The 21715-nt window shown below is 39.8% G+C and carries 21 protein-coding genes; 4 read left to right on the forward strand and 17 right to left on the reverse strand.

Annotated elements, in window-relative coordinates; translation table 11 throughout:
• Positions 1-10: 10 nt before the first annotated feature.
• A complete protein-coding gene (tcdA, locus tag IF202_RS05910; RefSeq protein WP_191593969.1) occupies positions 11-790 on the reverse strand; it encodes a tRNA cyclic N6-threonylcarbamoyladenosine(37) synthase TcdA in 780 nt (259 codons plus the stop codon).
• Positions 791-905: 115 nt separating this feature from the next.
• Between tcdA and IF202_RS05915 the strand changes: the two genes are divergently transcribed.
• Positions 906-1646, forward strand: a complete 741-nt coding sequence (locus IF202_RS05915) for a TrmB family transcriptional regulator (protein ID WP_191593970.1) — start codon at positions 906-908, stop codon at positions 1644-1646.
• 91 nt (positions 1647-1737) lie between these two features.
• Here the strand turns inward: IF202_RS05915 and IF202_RS05920 are convergent, their stop codons facing one another.
• From IF202_RS05920 to IF202_RS05985, 14 genes are all read right to left on the reverse strand, one after another.
• A complete protein-coding gene (locus IF202_RS05920) occupies positions 1738-2157 on the reverse strand; it encodes a F0F1 ATP synthase subunit epsilon (RefSeq protein ID WP_191593971.1) in 420 nt (139 codons plus the stop codon).
• Positions 2158-2220: 63 nt separating this feature from the next.
• On the reverse strand, positions 2221-3597 hold the full coding sequence (atpD, locus tag IF202_RS05925) for a F0F1 ATP synthase subunit beta (RefSeq protein WP_191593972.1): 1377 nt from the start codon (positions 3595-3597) through the stop codon (positions 2221-2223).
• A gap of 29 nt (positions 3598-3626) precedes the next feature.
• Positions 3627-4487 carry a F0F1 ATP synthase subunit gamma gene (gene atpG / locus IF202_RS05930; RefSeq protein WP_191593973.1) on the reverse strand — a complete coding sequence of 287 codons (861 nt, stop codon included), beginning with the start codon at positions 4485-4487 and terminating at the stop codon, positions 3627-3629.
• 81 nt (positions 4488-4568) lie between these two features.
• Positions 4569-6113: a F0F1 ATP synthase subunit alpha gene (gene atpA / locus IF202_RS05935; protein ID WP_191593974.1), complete on the reverse strand. Its 1545-nt coding sequence runs from the start codon at positions 6111-6113 to the stop codon at positions 4569-4571.
• 38 nt (positions 6114-6151) lie between these two features.
• The gene (locus IF202_RS05940) at positions 6152-6688 is read right to left on the reverse strand and encodes a F0F1 ATP synthase subunit delta (RefSeq protein WP_191593975.1); all 537 of its coding nucleotides are present in this window, start codon (positions 6686-6688) and stop codon (positions 6152-6154) included.
• 11 nt (positions 6689-6699) lie between these two features.
• Positions 6700-7170: a F0F1 ATP synthase subunit B gene (locus IF202_RS05945; RefSeq protein WP_191593976.1), complete on the reverse strand. Its 471-nt coding sequence runs from the start codon at positions 7168-7170 to the stop codon at positions 6700-6702.
• Between the two features lie 54 nt (positions 7171-7224).
• Positions 7225-7482 carry a F0F1 ATP synthase subunit C gene (atpE, locus tag IF202_RS05950; RefSeq protein ID WP_036157682.1) on the reverse strand — a complete coding sequence of 86 codons (258 nt, stop codon included), beginning with the start codon at positions 7480-7482 and terminating at the stop codon, positions 7225-7227.
• A 62-nt stretch (positions 7483-7544) separates the two neighbouring features.
• A complete protein-coding gene (gene atpB / locus IF202_RS05955) occupies positions 7545-8372 on the reverse strand; it encodes a F0F1 ATP synthase subunit A (protein WP_191593977.1) in 828 nt (275 codons plus the stop codon).
• Positions 8373-8420: 48 nt separating this feature from the next.
• Positions 8421-8825, reverse strand: coding sequence for an ATP synthase subunit I (locus tag IF202_RS05960; protein WP_191593978.1), 405 nt, complete (start codon positions 8823-8825; stop codon positions 8421-8423).
• 163 nt (positions 8826-8988) lie between these two features.
• Positions 8989-9873: a ParB/RepB/Spo0J family partition protein gene (locus tag IF202_RS05965; protein ID WP_191593979.1), complete on the reverse strand. Its 885-nt coding sequence runs from the start codon at positions 9871-9873 to the stop codon at positions 8989-8991.
• A 58-nt stretch (positions 9874-9931) separates the two neighbouring features.
• Positions 9932-10699 (reverse strand): ParA family protein, encoded by a 768-nt coding sequence (locus tag IF202_RS05970; RefSeq protein WP_191593980.1) that lies wholly within the window; start codon positions 10697-10699, stop codon positions 9932-9934.
• A 3-nt stretch (positions 10700-10702) separates the two neighbouring features.
• On the reverse strand, positions 10703-11329 hold the full coding sequence (rsmG, locus tag IF202_RS05975) for a 16S rRNA (guanine(527)-N(7))-methyltransferase RsmG (RefSeq protein WP_191593981.1): 627 nt from the start codon (positions 11327-11329) through the stop codon (positions 10703-10705).
• Positions 11330-11382: 53 nt separating this feature from the next.
• Entirely contained in the window at positions 11383-13272 is a 1890-nt protein-coding gene (gene mnmG, locus IF202_RS05980) for a tRNA uridine-5-carboxymethylaminomethyl(34) synthesis enzyme MnmG (RefSeq protein ID WP_191593982.1), read from the reverse strand.
• A gap of 829 nt (positions 13273-14101) precedes the next feature.
• A complete protein-coding gene (locus IF202_RS05985) occupies positions 14102-15157 on the reverse strand; it encodes an NAD(P)-dependent alcohol dehydrogenase (protein WP_191593983.1) in 1056 nt (351 codons plus the stop codon).
• A 241-nt stretch (positions 15158-15398) separates the two neighbouring features.
• Here IF202_RS05985 and acuR point away from each other — a divergent pair, with 241 nt between their 5' ends.
• From acuR to IF202_RS06000, 3 genes are all read left to right on the forward strand, one after another.
• Positions 15399-16064 carry an acrylate utilization transcriptional regulator AcuR gene (gene acuR / locus IF202_RS05990; RefSeq protein WP_206705405.1) on the forward strand — a complete coding sequence of 222 codons (666 nt, stop codon included), beginning with the start codon at positions 15399-15401 and terminating at the stop codon, positions 16062-16064.
• Positions 16065-16163: 99 nt separating this feature from the next.
• On the forward strand, positions 16164-17144 hold the full coding sequence (gene acuI, locus IF202_RS05995; protein WP_191593984.1) for an acrylyl-CoA reductase (NADPH): 981 nt from the start codon (positions 16164-16166) through the stop codon (positions 17142-17144).
• Positions 17145-17274: 130 nt separating this feature from the next.
• Positions 17275-18435: a glycerate kinase gene (locus tag IF202_RS06000; RefSeq protein WP_191593985.1), complete on the forward strand. Its 1161-nt coding sequence runs from the start codon at positions 17275-17277 to the stop codon at positions 18433-18435.
• A gap of 33 nt (positions 18436-18468) precedes the next feature.
• Here IF202_RS06000 and mnmE read toward each other — a convergent pair whose 3' ends face one another.
• The gene (mnmE, locus tag IF202_RS06005) at positions 18469-19848 is read right to left on the reverse strand and encodes a tRNA uridine-5-carboxymethylaminomethyl(34) synthesis GTPase MnmE (RefSeq protein ID WP_191593986.1); all 1380 of its coding nucleotides are present in this window, start codon (positions 19846-19848) and stop codon (positions 18469-18471) included.
• A gap of 144 nt (positions 19849-19992) precedes the next feature.
• Positions 19993-21642, reverse strand: coding sequence for a membrane protein insertase YidC (gene yidC / locus IF202_RS06010; RefSeq protein WP_191593987.1), 1650 nt, complete (start codon positions 21640-21642; stop codon positions 19993-19995).
• Positions 21643-21715 lie beyond the last annotated feature (73 nt).

Raw genomic sequence — 21715 nt, forward strand, 5'->3', positions numbered from 1 at the left:
TGCACCCTACTTAACTAACCTTTTTTGCTATCTTTTCAAGTACTCTAGAAACTGCCACAAACCCAAAAGTGGCGGTGACTGCAGTACTGGCGCCAAAACCTGTGTCACAGTTCATTTTTGTTTCTGTATCCCCTTTTAAACGCTGCTTAGATACAGTTCCATCCCCTTGTGGATAATTCAATTGTTCTATGGAATAAACACATTCGATGTTAAAGCGTCTTTTTGTATTTCGACTGAAATTATAATAACGACGTAAAAAATTGCGCAAATTAGCCGCTAATGGATCACCAACGGTTTTAGCCAGATCAGCCGTCTGAATTTTGGTAGGATCAGTTTGCCCACCCGCACCGCCAATGGTAATAACAGAACGTTTATTACTCTTACACCATGCCACTAGAGCGGCTTTTGGTTTAATACTGTCAATGCAATCAATAATGTAATCAAAAGGCTCAGCGAGGAGCTCAGACATGTTATCGGCGGTTGCAAAGTCCTCAATCGGAGTGATTTCACAGCTTGGATTTATTTGTTTAACACGTTCTGTCATAACATCGACTTTGGATTCACCAATAGTGCTACTTAGAGCATGTATCTGACGATTTGTATTGGTAACGCAAATGTCATCCATATCGATTAGTGTGATTTTTCCAATACCTGAACGAGCTAATGCTTCTGCGGCCCAAGAACCAACTCCACCAATACCAATGACACAGACATGTGCTTGAGAAAAAGCCTCGTATGCAGCATCGCCATATAAGCGTCGAATGCCGCCAAATCGTTGTTCATCTGTCACTTTCTTCTCCTTACTAGCCTATAGTCTTGCGCTTTTTTCTTTCAATACGTGTATTCTTTGAAAAATATGAATACTGATTACATTCTACAAATTATGACCAAATACTGTGAGCCTTATGATTCAACAAGCTTTTGAACAACTCGGTTTAACACCAAGAGAAGCTCAGCTTTACCAAACATTATTGAAGCTTGGCCCGTCTTCTATTAGAGATATTGCAGAGCACAGCGGTATCAATCGAGGAACGGCATATGAATCGCTTAAACAATTACAAAGCAAAGGCGTTGTTAGTTATTTCCCTAAGGGTAAACGACGCTTCTTTACGGCTGAAAACCCAGATATTTTGCTAAATCTCGCAGAAGAAAAGCGTAACCGATTAGATAAGACCATTGAAAACTTAAAAACTTCGATTATTCCAAACCTACACCAACAGCAACCGGACTATCATCATACTAACGTCCGTTATTACGAAGGAGACGACGGTATTGAATGGGTACTGCGCGATATTTTAAACGTGGTGTCCGAACAAGACCATAAAGAATACTGTGTATTTTCGTCTAAACCTATTCGCCCATTCTTATATCGCCCATTTCCAAACTACACCAAGCAACGAGTAAAATTAGGTATTAATGTAAAGGTAATAGCTTTAGGAGATGGTGGCGAAGAAGCTGAACTATCAGAACGTAAATGGATAAAAACTGAAGGTGCCGTTGACGCGAGTTATATTGCTATTTATCCACCAAAATGTGCCATCATTTCATTGGCAAGTAACAACTTTCCTTCTGCTGTCGTTTTAGAATCAAAAGACATCGCCAAAGCTCAGCAAATTATCTTCGATACACTCTGGAAAATGCTTTAACACTCCAGAAATAGACTTAACGACAAAAAGCAGATAATAAAAAAGCAGCCATTAGGCTGCTTTTTTTGACTTTCAAACTCAACATTACCGCTTATTTATTACTACGGAACTGCTGAATTGTACGCAAACGGGCCATAGCTTCCACTAGTTCCGCTGTCGCACGAGTGTAGTCGACGTCAGGTTTCTGCTCAGCTAAAAGTTCAAGAGCATGCTTTTGAGCTTTTAGAGCCGCTTCTTCATCCAAGTCTCTTGCACGAATAGCTGTATTAGCCAAAACAGTGACACGGTGAGGTTGAACTTCTAGGAAGCCACCTGACACGAAGATATGCTCTTCATCACCATTTTCTTTAACCACACGAACAGGACCTGGTTGCAGAGTTGTTAACAACTGAGCGTGGCCAGGAAAAATACCTAGATCACCATAGCTGCCTGCAGCCACAAGAGATTGAACCGTACCGGAAAAAATCTCTTGTTCAGCGCTTACGATATCGCAGTGTACTGTGATAGCCATAAGTTGCCTCTCTTAGTCATACTTAGCAAAAGCGCCTTACAACGCTCTTGCTACGTGTGATGGTTAAAGTTTCTTAGCTTTCTCGACCGCTTCGTCGATACTACCAATCATGTAGAACGCTTGCTCTGGAAGGTCATCGAATTCGCCATCCAAGATGCCTTTAAAGCCACGAATAGTGTCTTTCAAAGAAACATACTTACCTGGAGAACCAGTAAACACTTCTGCTACGAAGAAAGGCTGAGACAAGAAACGCTGGATTTTACGAGAACGGTTAACCGTTTGCTTATCTTCTTCAGATAACTCGTCCATACCCAAGATTGCGATGATGTCTTTAAGCTCTTTATAACGTTGCAATACCATTTGTACGCCACGTGCTACGTCATAATGCTCTTGACCAATTACAAGAGGATCAAGCTGACGTGAAGTACTGTCTAGTGGATCAATCGCTGGGTAAATACCCAAAGATGCGATATCACGAGACAATACAACTGTTGCGTCCAAGTGAGAGAACGTCGTTGCTGGAGACGGGTCAGTCAAGTCATCAGCAGGTACATATACCGCTTGAACAGACGTGATAGAACCAGTCTTAGTAGAGGTGATACGTTCTTGAAGAACACCCATCTCTTCAGCAAGTGTAGGCTGGTAACCTACCGCAGATGGCATACGACCTAGCAATGCAGATACTTCCGTACCAGCAAGCGTATAACGGTAGATGTTATCTACGAAGAAAAGTACGTCACGACCTTCGTCACGGAATTTCTCTGCCATAGTCAAACCAGTCAATGCAACACGTAGACGGTTACCTGGTGGCTCGTTCATTTGACCGTATACAAGAGATACTTTATCGATTACATTCGAATCAGTCATCTCATGGTAAAAGTCGTTACCCTCACGAGTACGCTCACCAACACCAGCAAATACAGAGTAACCACTGTGCTCGATTGCGATGTTACGGATAAGCTCCATCATGTTTACGGTTTTACCAACACCGGCACCACCAAACAGACCAACTTTACCACCTTTTGCGAAAGGACAAACGAGGTCGATTACTTTGATACCTGTTTCTAACAATTCATTACTAGAAGACTGCTCAGAGTAAGAAGGAGCTGAACGGTGAATTGACCAACGCTCTTCTTCGCCGATTGGGCCTTTTTCATCAATTGGGTTACCTAGAACGTCCATAATACGTCCTAATGTTTTAGTACCAACAGGAACAGAAACTGGGCTGTTTGTGTTTTCAACAGCCAAACCACGTTTCATACCGTCAGTAGAACCCATGGCGATGGTACGAACGATACCGTCACCAAGTTGCTGTTGAACTTCCAACACCAACTCTTTGCCCTCGATGGTCAGGGCATCATATACTTTTGGCACGTTATCACGTGGGAATTCCACGTCGATAACCGCACCGATAATTTGTACGATGTGTCCGCTACTCATGTTCGGATCCTCTTAAAAACCTAAATACCTTAAACCGCTGCCGCGCCGCTGACTATCTCAGAAATTTCCTGAGTAATTGCTGCTTGACGAGCCTTGTTGTACACCAGCTGTAATTCATCAATGATATCACCAGCGTTGTCCGTCGCATTTTTCATCGCAAGCATACGAGCTGCTTGTTCACACGCAATATTTTCAACAACTGATTGATATACTTGAGATTCAATATATCGAACCAATAACTCGTTTAAAATTTCAACAGGTTCTGGCTCATAAATATAATCCCAGTGGTGCTTTAATTTTGCATTCTCTTCTGCTTTTAATGGCAAAAGTTGTTCAACCGTTGGTTTCTGAGTCATTGTATTAACAAACTCATTTGAAACCACAAAAAGACGATCGATACGACCTTCGTCAAACGCGTCTAACATAACTTTCACACTACCGACTAAGTCGTCAGCTTTAGGTGCATCACCTAAGCCAGTGAAAGCAGATGTTACATTTCCACCGTAGTTACGAAAGAATGAAACAGCTTTAGAACCAATTGTACAAATGTCAATTTCCACACCTGAATCAGCAAACTGTTTCATGTCTCTAATGGCTGTTTTGAACACGTTAACGTTCAAACCACCACATAAACCACGATCAGAAGAGATCACGATATAACCAACACGCTTCGCCTCACGCTCGATAAGGTAACGGTGTTTATACTCAGGATTCGCGTTAGCCAAATGACCAACTACTTGGCGAATTCGTTCCGCATACGGACGAGAAGCGGCCATACGATCCTGAGCTTTACGCGTTTTACTTGCAGCTACTTTTTCCATAGCACGAGTAATTTTACGCGTATTGTTAATGCTCGAAATCTGAGTACGTATCTCTTTTCCGACTGCCATAATGAACTGCCCTTGTGAGAATGTTATTTCACAAACTGCAACAAAATGGTGGCTGGCTAAATTAGCCTGCCACCAAAATAATTACCAAGTTTGCGTCGCTTTGAACTTCTCGATTGCCGCTTTAAATGTCGCTTCAATCTCGCCGTTAAAATTACCAGTTTTGTTAATGTCAGCCATCAGATCAGCGTGTTCGCTGTTCATGTAACCCAACAAAGAGGTTTCAAAACTACCAATTTTGCTTGTTTCAACATCTTCAAGGAAGCCATCATTAGCAGCGTAAAGAACTACGCCCATATCAGCTACATCCATAGGAGAGAACTGCTTTTGTTTCATCAGTTCTGTAACCTGTTTACCATGTTCTAGCTGCTTACGAGTCGCTTCGTCTAGGTCAGATGCGAATTGAGCGAATGCTGCCAATTCACGGTACTGAGCCAAAGCAAGACGAATACCACCGCCAAGTTTTTTGACAATCTTAGTTTGCGCTGCACCACCAACACGAGATACCGAAATACCGGCGTTCATCGCTGGACGAATACCCGCATTAAACGAGCTCGTTTCCAAAAATATCTGACCATCTGTGATGGAGATAACGTTAGTTGGTACGAAAGCAGATACGTCACCACCTTGGGTTTCGATGATTGGCAAAGCAGTTAAAGAACCTGTTTTACCTTTCACTTCACCGTTAGTGAATTTTTCTACATAGTCAACGTTTACACGAGACGCACGCTCAAGAAGACGAGAGTGGAGGTAGAAAACGTCTCCAGGATACGCTTCACGACCTGGTGGGCGACGAAGAAGCAAAGAAATTTGACGGTAAGCCCAAGCTTGTTTCGTCAAATCATCATAAATGATCAAAGCGTCTTCACCGCGGTCGCGGAAATATTCACCCATAGTACAGCCAGTATATGGCGCTAAGAAAAGCATAGACGCTGGATCAGATGCACCCGCTGCAACAACAGTGGTGTATTCCATCGCGCCAGCTTCTTCAAGCTTACGTACTACGTTTGCAATAGTAGATTGTTTCTGACCAATCGCTACGTAAACACATTTAATGCCACTGTTTTTCTGAGCAATAATGGTATCGATAGCTAATGCTGTTTTACCAATCTGACGGTCACCGATGATCAACTCACGCTGACCACGACCGATTGGCACCATTGCATCAATGGCTTTATAACCAGTTTGAATCGGTTGATCTACTGACTGACGTTCAATAACGCCTGGCGCCACTTTTTCAACTTTATCAGTTAATTTTGCATTGATATCGCCTTTGCCGTCGATTGGATTACCCAATGCGTCAACAACACGACCAAGCAATTCAGGTCCAATTGGAACTTCCAAAATGCGACCTGTACATTTAACTTTTTGACCTTCTACAAGGTCTTGGTATTGACCCAATACAACCGCACCAACAGAGTCACGCTCTAGGTTTAAGGCCATACCAAAAATACCACCAGGGAATTCAATCATTTCCCCGTACATAACATCTGCCAAGCCATGGATCAGAACGATACCGTCTGCCACACTGACAATTGTGCCCTCATTTTGGGCATCAGAAGTAACATCGAGGTTGTCGATGCGCTTCTTAATAATCTCGCTGATCTCAGATGGATTCAGTTGCTGCATGCTAAATTCCTCAACCCTGGTTTCGATTTAACGAAACACTAGGAGTTTATCGCCTCGGACAGTTTCGCTAATTTACCGCGTACTGAACCGTCGATGATTAAGTCACCTGTACGTATAATCACGCCACCAATCAGGCTCGCGTCAGTTTCATTGATCAAGTTAACAGTACGGTCTAACTTTTTACTCAATGAAGCGGCTAATGCTTGTGCTTGCTCAGCTGATAATTCGAATGCTGACGTAAAATTAACATTTACGGCTTTTTCGAAATTCAATTTGAACTGTTGAAATAACATAGAAATTGCTGGGATAAGAGTTAAACGCTTATTCTCAGCAAGAGTAAGCAAAAATGCTTTACCCTGTTCTGTTGTTACTTCAGCACAAACGTCCGCTAGAGCGTTTGCCTTCTCTTCCGCGCTAAAAGCTGGGTTTCCAAGTGCTACTTTAAGCTTAGGATCAACTGTTACAGTAGCTAATATGTTTAACATATCAGCCCATTCTGTAATGTGTCCTTGCTCGCGAGCAACTTCGAAAGCGGCTCTAGCGTACGGTCGCGCGACTGTTTTTAATTCAGCCATTAAACCCTCGCTTAAAGCTCTTTAGCGAGTTTTTCAACGATCTCGCTATGTGCTTTTTCGTCAATTGTGGCACCCAAAATTTTCTCAGCACCAGCAAAGGCAAGAACTGAAACCTGAGCACGCAATGCTTCTTTAGCACGCAATACATCTTGTTCAATTTCTGCTTGAGCTGCTTTTCGCAAGCGTTTGCCATCAGCAATCACTTGTTCTTTAGCCTCTTCAATCATTTGGTTAGCACGTTTATTGGCTTGTTCAATTATATCGGCCGCATCATCTTTGGTTTCACGTATAAGTTGAGTGGCTTGTTCTTGCGCCAATTCAAGGTCACGTGAAGCACGATTTGCTGCTTCTAAACCGTCTGCAATTTTTTTACTGCGCTCTTCGAGCGCAGCAATCACTGGTGGCCACACATATTTCATGCAGAACCAGACAAAAATCGCAAACGAAATAGCTTGGCCTATAAGTGTGAGATTTAAATTCACGCTAATATCCTCGCTCTAAGTCGTTTAAAAAAGTTTTCAAATTAAGTTGAAAACTTAGCCAGCAACCTGAGCAATAAAAGGATTCGCGAATGTAAAGAACAAAGCGATACCAACACCAATCATAGAAACTGCATCCAAAAGACCAGCTACGATAAACATTTTAGTTTGTAGCATAGGTGCAAGTTCAGGTTGACGAGCACTTGCTTCTAGAAATTTACCACCAAGGATGGCAAAACCAATGGCTGTACCCAATGCAGCAAAGCCAATTAGCATTGCTACTGCGATAGCCGTCATACTTACTACTAGTTCCATTTTAACTCCTAACTTTAAGTTTTAATTTACAAGGTTTAAAAAACAAGGGTATTACAAAATCATTAATGTTCTTCGTGCGCCATACTTAAGTAAACAATGGTTAGCATCATAAAGATAAATGCTTGCAATGTGATTACTAAGATATGGAATATTGCCCATGGTACCGACAAAGCCCATTGTGCGAACCAAGGTAAAACAGCAATCAGTATAAAGATCAACTCACCTGCATAAAGGTTACCAAATAGACGTAATGCTAATGAAACAGGTTTTGCAAGCAAGCCTACCATTTCCAACACAAAGTTGAACGGGATCATAATTGGTGTATTAAAAGGCTGTAATGTTAGCTCTTTTGTAAAACCACCAATGCCTTTAATACTAATACTATAGAAAATAATTAAGAAAAAGACAGATAGAGACATACCTAATGCAGCATTTATATCCGTTGTTGGGACTATTTTAAAGTAACTCAATCCAAACACGTCGTGCGCAAGCTTAGGGATAAAATCAACTGGAATTAAATCCATAAGATTCATCAAGAAAATCCAGACAAAAATAGTCAACGCTAATGGAGCGATAACTTTACTTTTACCGTGAAAACTTTCTTTTACTGAGTTATCTACAAATTCAACCATCATTTCTACAAAATTTTGCAGTCCTGTTGGTGTCTCAGTAGAAGCTTTCTTAGCGGCCATACGGAACAACCACAAAAACAATACACCAAGACCAATAGAGAAACCCATAGTATCTAAATGAATGGCCATAAAGCCCATATCAGATGCTTGTTGTGATGTTTCCGCTATACCCCAGCTGCCATCAGGATGTTGACCGTAGGTCAAATTCTGAAGATGGTGCTTTATATATTCGGAAGCATTTGGATTTTCACTTGCCATAATTACATCCACGCTCTTTTAATGATTAAAATCTTTTTCTTTCTCGCTTTAGTTTTTCAGCAAAAAAGGACTGAGCCAATGGCTCAAAATAGCCGTACCAAAACCTGCAAAAAAGTACTCTGCAGATAAAGGTTTTATCAAAAGAAAAACCAGCGACAATAAAACTGCTGTCATTACTAATTTACCAGCTTCCCCGCGATAAAATGATCTAACAACTTCTTTTGCTGGACGTATTTTCTTATGTCCGAAGACTCGAAAAGCCATATAGAAGCTGGGGCATAAACTAGAAAATGCACCCAGTAAAAAAGAATATGAACTTAGACCGCCAGCGATATAAAAAATTCCCAATGATATAAGAAAAGTAAGTAAAAACTGTAATAAGATAAAGCGAAATACAGCCTGCTTTTTCGCGCTTATAATTGCGCTTGCACTTAGCGGCTTATTTACTCCCATTACCTAGCTCTCTATTCGCACTATAAAAGTGCAATCAATGTGATGATTTATAAAATTCGAGGCATTATATGGGTAATAGCAGCTGTATTCAACTTAAAGTGATAAGCAAAATAACTTTCTAGACATCTTGTTAAGTCAAATAAAATAACTTTTAAAATTTATTTTATTTGACTTCTAGCAGTTCATTGATCAAGAGTTCCAAGTGTTCTGGATTACGATACTCTATAACGAGTTTACCTTTACCTTTTGCTGAAGGCTGTATTTTTACAGCAGCATTGATTTTTTGACTAATACGTTCAGCTTCTGCACTTAAATCAGGCAAGACAGGTTTATTGTCTTCAATTTTTTTTGTTATTTGGAAGTTTTTAACCAGTTTTTCTGTTTCACGAACAGAAAGGGATTGAGTAACAACTTGCGAAGCGGCTTGAATTTGTTTGTCATGCTCTAATGGAAGTAACGCACGAGCATGACCCATTTCGATATCACCATGCTCTAATAAACGTCGTACTTCAGGCGTTAAACCTAACAAGCGTAATAAATTTGCAACAGTAGATCGAGACTTACCAACCGTATCAGCAACCTCTTGTTGAGTGAGATTAAAATCTTCAACTAATCGCTGTAATGCCAAGGCTTCCTCAACAGGATTTAAATCTTCACGTTGAATGTTTTCAATTAATGCTAATACAACAGCATCAGCATCTTCTACATGACGAACAATAACCGGTACTTGAGTCAGATCTGCAATTTTTGCCGCACGCCAGCGACGCTCACCGGCAATAATTTCATATTGATTATGACCATTTGGTCGTACCACGATAGGCTGCATAATACCTTGTGTACGAATGGAAGAAGCTAAGTCTTCAAGCTGTGCTGGGTTCATGTCACGACGAGGTTGAAATTTACCTTTTGAAAGCCATTCAACAGGTAAATACGTTAGACCTTTTACTTGATCATTATTAGAGCCACCATTTACTTCTTTTGTTTCAGTAGTTTGTGGTGCTAATAAAGCATCTAAGCCGCGACCTAAGCCTCTTTTTTTCATCGTCATTTCACTAACCCTAATTGGTACTTAAATTCTAATAATTAAAATATGATCTAAACAGTTATTACGCAACACACTTACGGATAAATTCACCAGCTAATGCAAGGTAAGCAATAGCCCCTCGCGATTGTTTTTCATAATGCAATACAGGTAAACCATAACTAGGTGATTCAGCTAAACGAATATTTCTAGGGATAACAGTGTCATAAACTTTTTCACCAAAATGCTTATGAAGCTGTGTAGATACATCATGAGTTAAACTAGGACGAGGATCATACATGGTTCGTAAAATACCTTCGACTTCCAGAGATGGGTTCAGTGTTTGAGTAATACGCTCAATAGTCTGCAGTAAGGCAGTTAGTCCTTCCAGTGCATAATATTCACACTGTACAGGGATAAGAACACCCTGAGAGGCTGCTAATGCGTTTACCGTCAACATATTCAATGCAGGCGGACAATCTAATAAAATGTAATCAAAATCATTGTCAACTTCATATAGCCCAGCACGAAGTCTGGTTTCTTTACTTGGTAAATCCAGTAAAGCGACTTCTGCACCGGTTAAGTCACCATTAGCGGGTAATACCCAGTATTCACCAGGCATACTTTTTTTCATGACTTCTTTTACACCATGCGAGCCAACTAATACATCGTATACGCTTGTATCTAGCTCGCCTTTAATCAAGCCACTGCCCGTTGTAGCGTTACCTTGCGGATCTAAATCAATCAATAAAACTCGGCGTTTCATCGCAGCAAGTGATGCCGCTAAATTTACACAAGTAGTGGTTTTGCCAACACCACCTTTTTGATTAGTAACTGCAATGGTTCTTGCCATTCTTTATCCTTTACGCGTCATCACTACCATGTGACGCTCAGCCTGAACATTTGGCACATTTAGAGGTTCAGCAAAAACTAACTCAACCTCTTTCGGTAATGCCGCTATTTCTTCACTAGGGTAAACACCTTTCATGGCTAAAAAATTACCAGAATCTTTTGGAAGAGGTAATGTCCAATTAATCATATCTTGTAAAGAAGCAAAGGCTCGAGAAATAACATGGTCATATTGACCCTGATATTGATGTTTCTCAACTCGTTCATTCGCCACAGTGACATTATGAATGCCTAACTCCATTTTAACCTGAGTTAAAAAACGGGTTTTTTTACCATTACTATCTAATAAGGTGAAACGTTTATCAGGATAACATATAGCAAGCACCATACCAGGCAAGCCAGGCCCAGTACCAACATCTATAATATTTTCACCTGTTATATAAGGTAAGGTGGCTAAACTGTCTAACAAATGCAAAGAAATCATTTGCTCAACATCACGAATAGCAGTCAGGTTGTAAGCCTTATTCCATTTTTCGAGCATAGCAAGATAGTTTACAAGTATCTGAATAGTCTCATCAGATAAAACAACGCCCATTTGTTGGGCGCCTTTTTGAATAGTCTCAAAGTGTGGCACAGTCGATCCATTTCAATAAAGAATTAGCTATAAGGAATTATCGGCTGATGATTTTAGGCACTTTTACGTGCAATGGCACGTTTTTTCAAGTGAACAAGAAGTAAAGAAACCGCGGCAGGTGTAACCCCTTGAATACGAGATGCTGCAGCCAGTGTTTCAGGGCGAAGTTGGTTCAACTTTTGTTTCACCTCATTCGACATACCTTCCATACTCGAGTAATCCAAATCATCAGGCAGTTTTGTATTTTCTTGACGACGTAAACGCTCTATATCTTCCGCTTGGCGAGAAATATAACCAGCATATTTAACTGCAATTTGAACTTGCTCAGAAACTTGTTCGTCAACACTATCATCTGGAGTATTTTTTAAATTAGCCACATCTGAATAAACAATATTAGGACGTTTCAATAGATCTAATAAGTTGTATTCATGGGTAATAGGAACTTCAAGTTTAGGATTAATAATTGCAGCTTCTGGAGAATTAGGAACAATCCAAGTCGATTTTAGTCTTTGAGTTTCAATTTCCACGGCTTCACGTTTTTTACAAAAAGCAGCCCAGCGTTCATCAGAAACTAAGCCAAGTTCATGGCCTTTTTCTGTCAAACGCATGTCAGCATTATCTTCACGTAAAATTAGGCGGTATTCAGCACGGCTAGTAAACATGCGATAAGGTTCTTTTGTTCCCATGCTAATCAAGTCATCAACCAAAACACCCAAATAAGCTTCATCGCGACGTGGCGTCCAAGCGTCTTTTTCTTGAGTAAGCAGTGCGGCATTCAAACCAGCAAGTAAGCCTTGAGCACCAGCTTCTTCATAACCTGTTGTACCATTGATTTGTCCTGCAAAGAACAGTCCTGGCATGTGTTTGGTTTCTAAAGAATATTTTAAATCTTGAGGATTAAAGTAGTCGTATTCAATCGCATAACCAGGACGAATAATATGAGCATTTTCCATCCCTTTCATTGAACGAACTAATTCAATTTGTACATCAAAAGGTAAAGAAGTCGAAATACCATTGGGGTAAAGTTCGTGAGTTGTTAGACCTTCAGGTTCGATAAAAATCTGATGTGAATTTTTATCAGCGAATCGGACTATTTTATCTTCAATTGAAGGGCAGTAACGAGGACCAACGCCTTCAATCACACCTGTGTACATAGGTGATCTGTCCATACCAGCACGAATAATATCATGAGTGCGTTCATTGGTATGAGTAATAAAACATTCAATTTGACGAGGATGCATTGCACGATTGCCCATGTAAGACATAACAGGCGTTATATCATCACCTGGTTGTGCTTGCATTTGAGAAAAATCAACTGAACGAGCATCAATACGGGGTGGAGTTCCTGTTTTTAAACGATCTACTCGAAATGGTAAAGCACGTAATTTTTCAGCTAAACCAATAGACGGTGGATCACCAGCTCGACCACCAGAATGATTCTGCAAGCCAATATGAATTATACCACCTAAGAAAGTACCTGCCGTTAAAACAACCGTTTTACTGTTAAAGCGTATACCAGTTTGTGTAATAACACCTCTAGCAGCACCTTCTTCAACAATTAAATCTTCAGCAGATTGTTGAAAAAGCCATAAATTTTCTTGGTTCTCTAATTTATGTCGAATAGCTGCTTTGTATAAAATACGGTCAGCTTGAGCACGTGTTGCTCGAACAGCTGGGCCTTTACGAGAGTTCAAGGTTCTAAATTGAATACCAGCCTGATCCGTTGCTAAACCCATAGCACCGTCCAAAGCATCAATTTCTTTTACCAGATGAGATTTCCCTATACCACCAATGGCTGGATTACAGGACATTTGCCCTAAAGTTTCAATGTTGTGGGAAAGTAATAATGTTTTGACACCCATGCGAGCGGCAGCCAAAGCGGCTTCTGTACCAGCATGTCCACCACCAACCACAATTACATCAAAACGACTTGGGAAATCCACGGGAACCTCGGTATTACAAAATTAACAGATAAAATGAATAAAAAACGATCAACGCTTGATTTAGGCCGCTTAGTATATAGGCAAATTTTCAAAAAGAAAGCGATCGAACTCTAGTTAACCGGTCATCAATATTAATATATATAAGTAAGTATATAAGATCTTTTATATTTGTTATGTTTATATAGTAAGAGAAAATCTGTACATAAGTCATTTTTTTTCATATATATCAGTTTATTAGATCGATAATATCTTGTTAATTACCCCCCTTTCTTCCTGTGTTGTGGATAACCTAATCCTGTGTATAAAAGCACTACTTATACACTGATCAAATTTAACCTCTAAGTTGTTAAAAACTGTGCAAAACTTCCTATCAATCTATCACCGTACTTATCAACAGCCTTTTTCTATATTTTATTAAATTACAAGTTATTGTTTTGTATGAATTTTACTATTTTTTATAGGCCTTTTAGAGGGGCGACATTAAAAATTTAATCCACAAGTAAAAAAATAAAAAAAGTGGTATTTAGTTAAATAAAATGACTTTAGGAAAGTTGATAATGTTGAAAAGTACTGATTTATATAGGTTTTTAACAATGTGTAGAAAATGAAAGGTTGTTCTCTAAAACTCTTAATTGTTAGTAACTTTGGTTTTATGCTTAAATTTTAAAAAAAGAGTCACATAAAGGTACTAAGATGCTCTAAAAATAGATTAATTAGTCAACAGGAAGGCATAATTTTATATGCGCATAAAAAAGCCTTTGACCTACTACTTAAGTAAAAATCAAAGGCTTTATAGGTAGTATGTTAAAAGAAGACTTAATGGTTAAGATTAGCTGTTTTTTAAGCTTTTCATATCAATGATAAAACGATATTTTACATCACCTTGCTTCATGCGTTGGTAAGCTTGGTTTATGTCTTGAATACTAATCATCTCAGCGTCACATTCGATATCATGCTTAGCACAAAAATCTAGTACTTCTTGAGTCTCTGCAATACCTCCTATTAAAGAGCCAGTAAGAACACGACGTTTTAACACAAGATTAGCAGCGTGTACCGCAGGTTCTATCGGTTCAATGAGACCAACTAAAATGTGTGTACCATCTACTTTTAAACAATTTAAGTAAGGGTTTAAATCATGCTGAACAGGAATAGTGTCTAACAAGTAATCAAAAGACATTACAGAGGCTTTCATTTGAGCTTCATCTGTCGAAACAACAACATGATCAGCTCCTTGCAGTTTTGCCTCAGCTACCTTACTTTCAGAGCGAGTAAAGATAGTCACTTCTGCACCAAAAGCTTTGGCGAACTTAACTCCCATATGCCCTAAGCCACCCATACCTAAAACTCCTACTTTATCGCCTGCCTTCACGCCGTGATGGCGAAGAGGAGAATAGGTCGTAACACCAGCACATAAAAGTGGGGCTGCCTTACTAGCATCTAGAGCTTGAGGAATAGATAAAACAAATTTTTCACGAACAACAATGTGATCAGAGTAACCACCGTACGTAATAGAACCGTCTATTAAATCTTTAAAACCATAAGTTCCTACAGAACCGTTATCACAATATTGTTCTAGATCGGCTTCACATTGAGAGCAATGCTGGCAAGAATCCACCATACAACCGACACCAACAAGATCACCCACTTTATATTTACTAACTTTGTTACCAATTTCTGTTACACGACCAATAATTTCATGACCTGGAACAACAGGATAGATACTTGGACCCCAATCACTTTCAGCGATATGAATATCTGAATGACACACACCACAGTAAAGAATATCTATATTTATATCATCTTCACGAAGCGTGCGTCGTTCAAATGAAAATGGTTCTAGAGGTGTTGTTGCAGATTTTGCTGCATAGGATTTTGCTTGACTCATAATGTTCACTCCATTGCTTGAATATGAGATAAGTCTAAAACAATATTTTCTGTTTTGTTCTACAGATTCCGTTGTTAAGCGTCTAAATTAAGAAACTCCATTCTTCCTACACAATATTAGAAAAATTACCTACTTAATGAATTCATAAATTTAAAAGGGTATTGATATTAATAGGTATTGTTTTTAATAGACGGTTGGTCTAAATTAGTTTTATAACTTTTATCTTAATAGGTAGCTGAATTTGCTTAGTGTAATTAATGAAAAGTCTTTCACCAGAGACTTACCCAGTAAGCCTCGTCGTGGGCGGCCAAAAAGATCATTAAGTAATTCTTATGATACTCGTGAGTCTTTGTTGCATGCAGGTATGTTGGTGTTAACGCAAACAGGTTTTACTAATAGCAGTATTGACCCTATTTTAAAGTCTGTTGGTGTTCCTAAAGGGTCTTTTTATCATTACTTTGCGAGTAAAGAAGCGTTTGGTTTTGCTGTGCTTGAATCCTATCGTCGATATTTTGAAAGTAAGTTAGATAGCTTTCTTTTGAACCGTGATGTTTTACCTTTAGAAAGATTAAAAAAATTTTCGAAAGATGCACAAGATGGCATGGTCCGTCATGATTTTAAGCGAGGCTGCTTGGTAGGAAACCTAGAGCAAGAATCTACGTTATTGTCAGAGGATTTTTGTGAACAATTAAAAGTCACTTACCTTAGTTGGCAATCACGTGTTGCTGTTTGTTTGTTAGAGGCCCAGCAGCAAGGACAGGTAGCGATTGAATGTGATATTGAAAATATGGCTCAAATTTTTTGGGTAGGTTGGGAAGGTGCAGTTCATCGTTCAAGGCTCGTTAAAAGCACTCAACCCTTGAGTGCTTTTTTAGAATTTTTTATAAAAGCAGTTCAATCTAAATAGCCTTTTTATAGGCTATAGAAATTAATACAGAGAGCCAAACCTAAGTGTTTGGTTTTTTAAAATAATTTAATAGACGAATGGTCTAAAATTGGAGAAATTATGTTTAAAGGTTTATTGATTACTCAAAAAGATAAATTATGTGAAGCTTCAGTTGTTGAATTAGACGATGATCAATTACCCGATGGCGACGTACTTGTCGATGTGTCTTATAGCACTTTAAATTACAAGGATGCCTTAGCTATAACGGGTAAAGGTCGTGTTGTTCGTTCTTTTCCTATGGTGCCTGGTATTGATTTAGTTGGTCAAATTAATCATTCAGATTCAACTGAATTTTCAAAAGGTGATTGGGTTCTATTAAACGGCTTTGGTGTTGGTGAGGGACATTGGGGCGGTCTTGCAGAAAAAGCCCGCTTAAAAAGCGATTGGTTAATTCCCCTACCAAAAGGTATAGAACCAAAACAGGCAATGGCAATAGGTACAGCTGGGTATACTGCTATGTTGTCTGTATTAGCACTTGAAAAACAAGGCGTCAGACCTGATTCAGGAGATATTTTGGTCACTGGTGCAAATGGTGGTGTGGGCAGTTTTGCTATTCGTTTGTTACATAGATTAGGCTATAGAGTGGTCGCATCAACGGGACGAATGGAACAAACAAGTTATCTTGAGTCATTAGGTGCAAGCCAGTGCATCGATAGAGCAAGTTTGTCTGAAGCCGGTAAACCTTTGCAAAAAGAGCGCTGGGCAGGTGTGATTGATTGTGTTGGTAGTCATACCTTGGCAAACGCTTGTGCCAGTACTAAGTATGGTGGAGTGGTAACCGCTTGTGGTCTTGCACAAGGCATGGATTTTCCAGGTTCTGTTGCGCCTTTTATTCTTCGCGGGGTTCGTCTTATTGGTATTGACAGTGTGATGCGTCCAAAAGCAGACAGAATAGAAGCTTGGCAGCGTTTAAGTGAGCTACTTTGCCCCGAAGATTATGAAACAATTAGTACAGAGATTAGCTTAGAAAGTGTGGTTGAAACGGCCCATAAATTGCTTGATGGTAAAGTACGTGGCCGAGTGTTGGTTCGACTATCTTGATTTGTTCAATAATAAATAGTCTCTCGGTTTTTATAAAAGCGTTTGTTTGTTAATCAGTTATTGACCATTTTTTTAGAATAGCTGTATCTTAGAAAACGTTTTTTCTATTTACGATAGTAAAAGGATCACTATGAAAATCGTTATTGCTCCAGACTCTTTTAAAGAAAGTCTAACTGCTCTTGAAGTTGCTAATGCTATTGAGTCAGGCTTTCGGTCTGTTTTTACTGATGCTGAGTTTGTTAAAGTGCCCATGGCCGATGGTGGTGAAGGCACCGTGCAATCTATGGTCGATGCAACAAATGGCTCTTTTATTGATCTTGAAGTTACCGGCCCACTCGGTAATAACATCATGGCGCAATACGGTATTTTAGGTACGCTACAAGGTGAAAAATCGACAACAGCTGTCATCGAAATGGCGTCTGCATCAGGTTTGCATTTGGTTCCTCGAGATAAACGAAATCCGCTTTACACTACTAGTTATGGTACTGGTGAGTTAATTAAAGACGCTCTTGATCGAGGTATTAAACACATTATTTTAGGTTTAGGTGGTAGCGCAACAAATGATGGCGGTGCAGGCTTAGCGCAAGCACTTGGTATTCATTTTCAAGATGAAAACAAAAAAAGTGTGCTATTTGGTGGCAGTGCATTAGCTAAGCTAGCGCATATAGATACGTCACACATTCACCCTTTACTTTTACAATGCCGTATAGAAGTCGCTTGTGATGTTGATAACCCATTGTGTGGTGAATATGGTGCTTCTGCGATTTTTGGGCCTCAAAAAGGCGCAACACCAGAAATGGTTGAGCTATTAGACAAAAATCTGGCTCATTTTGCCGATATTATCGTACAAAATGGTTTGGAAGATCATCGTCTTTTACCTGGTGTTGGTGCCGCTGGAGGCATGGGATTGGGTGTAAAAACCTTTTTAAACGCAGAGCTTAAGCCAGGAATTGAAATAGTTATGGAAACGGTTGGACTAGCTGAACAATTGGAAAAAGCAGACTTGGTGATTACTGGTGAAGGTCGAATTGATGGTCAAACTGTCTTTGGTAAAACCCCTATGGGCGTTTTAAAACAGGCAAATAAAAAAGGTGTACCAACAATTGGTATCGCTGGCACTCTTGGAACAGACTCAGACGCTATTTTGAGTCATGGAATGATGGCAACTTTTCCTATTATTCCTGCTCTAGACAGCTTAGAACAGGTTTTAGCAGATGCGGAAAAAAACCTAATGAACACGTCCCGAAATATTGCTGCAATTATGAAGTTAGGGCAAACCATTAACCCTTAAACAAAGAGTTAATGGTTTTTGTTCGAGATTGTACTATTTGCCAATACAGAATGACCCAAAGATGCGCCCAAGCAAATCATCACTGGTGAAAGCTCCGGTTATTTCGCTTAAGGCCTGTTGTGCTTCTTTTAGATCTTCTGCTAATAATTCACCTGCTCCATGACCGTGAAGTTGTTCTTCACCAGCCTCTAGAAAACGGTTAGCCTTGTTAAGTGCTTCTATATGTCGACGACGAGCAATAAAACCACCTTCAGTCGTGTTATCAAAGCCCATAACGGTTTTTAAGTGCTCAGTTAGGTCAGAAACGCCCTCTCCTGTTTTTGCTGATAGAGAGACGACAGAGACACCGTTAATGATTTCTATTCCTGTGGCTTCTTTCGACAAGTCTATTTTATTACGCACCAAAGTTAAATTTTGAGCATTGCCTAATTTATCCATAAAATCAGGCCAAATGTCACTTGGATTCCTACTATCAATGGAAAGACTGTCTACCATCATTAAAATACGATCAGCTTTGGTAATTTCATCCCATGCTCGTTGAATACCAATACGCTCAACTTCATCTGGGCTATCTCGTAATCCTGCCGTATCAATAATGTGTAACGGCATGCCATCAATATGTATATGCTCGCGTAATACATCTCGGGTAGTTCCTTCAATATTCGTCACAATTGCAGATTCTTTGCCTGACAAGGCATTTAATAAGCTCGATTTACCCGCGTTTGGGCGGCCAGCAATAACTACGTTCATGCCTTCTCGAATCAATGCACCTTGATTGGCTTCTTTTAGTACTACTTGTAATCTAGCCTGAATACCTGCTAATTCACTAGCAACTTTACCATCACCAATAAAATCGATTTCTTCTTCAGGAAAATCAATGGCGGCTTCCACATAAATACGTAGGTGAATTAACGCTTCAACTAGTTCGTCGACGCGTTTTGAAAATGCGCCTTGTAATGAACGTAATGCACATTTTGCCGCTTGTTCAGACGTACTGTCTATAAGGTCTGCGATAGCCTCTGCTTGAGTTAAGTCCATTTTATCATTCATGAAAGCGCGTTCAGAGAACTCACCTGGACGTGCTAAACGTGCACCAAGTGCCACACAATGCGTTAGCAACATATCCATAATGACAGGACCGCCATGTCCCTGTAGTTCAAATACATCTTCACCCGTAAAAGAGTTTGGTCCTGGAAAGTACAGTGCCAACCCCATATCAAGTTGTTCATCTTGGGCATCTTTGAATGGAACATAATGGGCATAACGTGGTGTTGGTTCAAATCCCACTATTTGTTTAGCAATGGTCAGACTCTTTGGGCCTGATAAACGAATAATTCCTACGCCACCTCGTCCAGGTGCCGTGGCTTGTGCGGCGATAGTGTCTTGGTCTGTGGCGTATTGTAAATCAGTCATAATCAAACTCTGAGATATGAAACAGGAAGTTTTGCCATTGTCCGATAGCAAGACTGTGATGGCAATCTAAACATAAAAAAGGCCTCCCAATGGGAAGCCTTTTACTTTCTAAATCATTACTGAAATGAAAGATAATTTATAAAGCTAAGCTGCTCTTTCGATTCGCTTGGTAATGACGTACTGCTGTACGATCGACAAGGTGTTATTACATACCCAGTATAGAACCAAACCACTCGGGAACCACAAGAAGAAGAAGGTAAATGCAATCGGCATAATCTTCATGATTCGAGCTTGCATTGGATCTGGAGGAGTTGGGTTAAGCATTTGTTGCCCCAACATACTTATACCCATCAAAATAGGCAGTACGAAGTATGGATCCATTGCTGATAAGTCATCTATCCATAAGAAGAATGGCGCATGACGTAGTTCAACAGATTCCATTAATACCCAATATAAAGAAAGGAAAACAGGCATTTGTACCAAAATAGGTAAGCAACCACCCAATGGGTTAATTTTCTCTTTCTTATAAAGTGACATCATTTCTTGCGACATTTTCTGACGATCGTCACCAAACTGCTCTTTCAGTTTCGCAATTTCAGGTCCAAATTTACGCATTTTCGCCATAGAGCGATAACTTGCAGCAGACAGTTTGAAGAAGATAGCCTTCACACATACCACAATCAAAATAATGGAAATACCCCAGTTAATGACGAAAGACTGAATCAAAGTCAGCAACCAGAACAGAGGTTTAGCCAACCACCATAACCAGCCATAATCGACAGTTAGGTCTAAGTTATCGGCGGTTTCTTCAAGTTGATCCTGTAGTTTAGGGCCTACATAAAAAGTTGAACTCAATGTACCTTGCTTACCTGGCGCAATTTCAACTGCAGAACCTGTAAAGCCAATGATGTTAAAACCATTGTTATTACGTGCTTCTATAGTCACCTTTTGGCCTTGCTCAGGAATCCAAGCTGACACAAAGTAATGTTGTAAAACCGCTACCCAACCTTTAGTTGTAGTAACTTTAAGTGGCTCTTCTTCCATGTCAGAAAAAGAAACTTTGTTGTATTTGTTTTCTTCGTCAGAAACCGCACCACCAAGGTAAGGTTGTAAGCCCATGCCACTTGCTTGACTTGGGTCGTCTGAATTATCACGTTTAATTTGCGCAAACAAATTACCACGCCAAATACTTGAAGACGTATTATCTACCGTAATTAATTGGCGAATACGGTATTTGCCTTTTAAGAAACGGAAGGTTTTAGTGTATTTTACGCCACTTGCATCAGTGAAATATAAATTCACATCAAGAGATTCTTGACCATCTGCAAGGGTATAAGAAGTACTTTCAGATCGGTAAACAGGACGACCTTCAGCTGACGCGTCAGGACCGTTTTTACCAATCAAGCCACTTTGCGTTACATAAGTACGTTCCGCACCGTTTTCCAAGATGACAAAAGATTCAGGCTCGCCTAATACCTTTTTATAATCTAAGAGCGCAGCCTTTACTAAGTCGCCACCCACTGGATCAATAGCAACGCGAAGGGTATCGGTTGTTACTTCAATGAGTTTCCCTGATGTAACTTTCGTTACATTTGAAGGTATGTCTGCATTTGCTTCTGCTGTATTTTGAGATGCCGAAGGCAAATCATTACTTGCTGATGCGTCTGTTTCTGTTTGAGTGCTTTGAGCTACGCTTTGTGTGGACTGAGGACCATAATCCTGACTCCACTGTAAGAACAGTAGGTAGCCACTGATAAAAAGCGCACCCCATAAAAAGTAACGTCTGAAATCCATGGTATTCAACTAATTTGTTTGGTTGGACGATAGGTTCACAGAACCCTGATTAAAATCACGCGTTATTAAACCA

This window comes from Marinomonas colpomeniae, from assembly GCF_014803385.1.
Taxonomy (GTDB): domain Bacteria; phylum Pseudomonadota; class Gammaproteobacteria; order Pseudomonadales; family Marinomonadaceae; genus Marinomonas; species Marinomonas colpomeniae.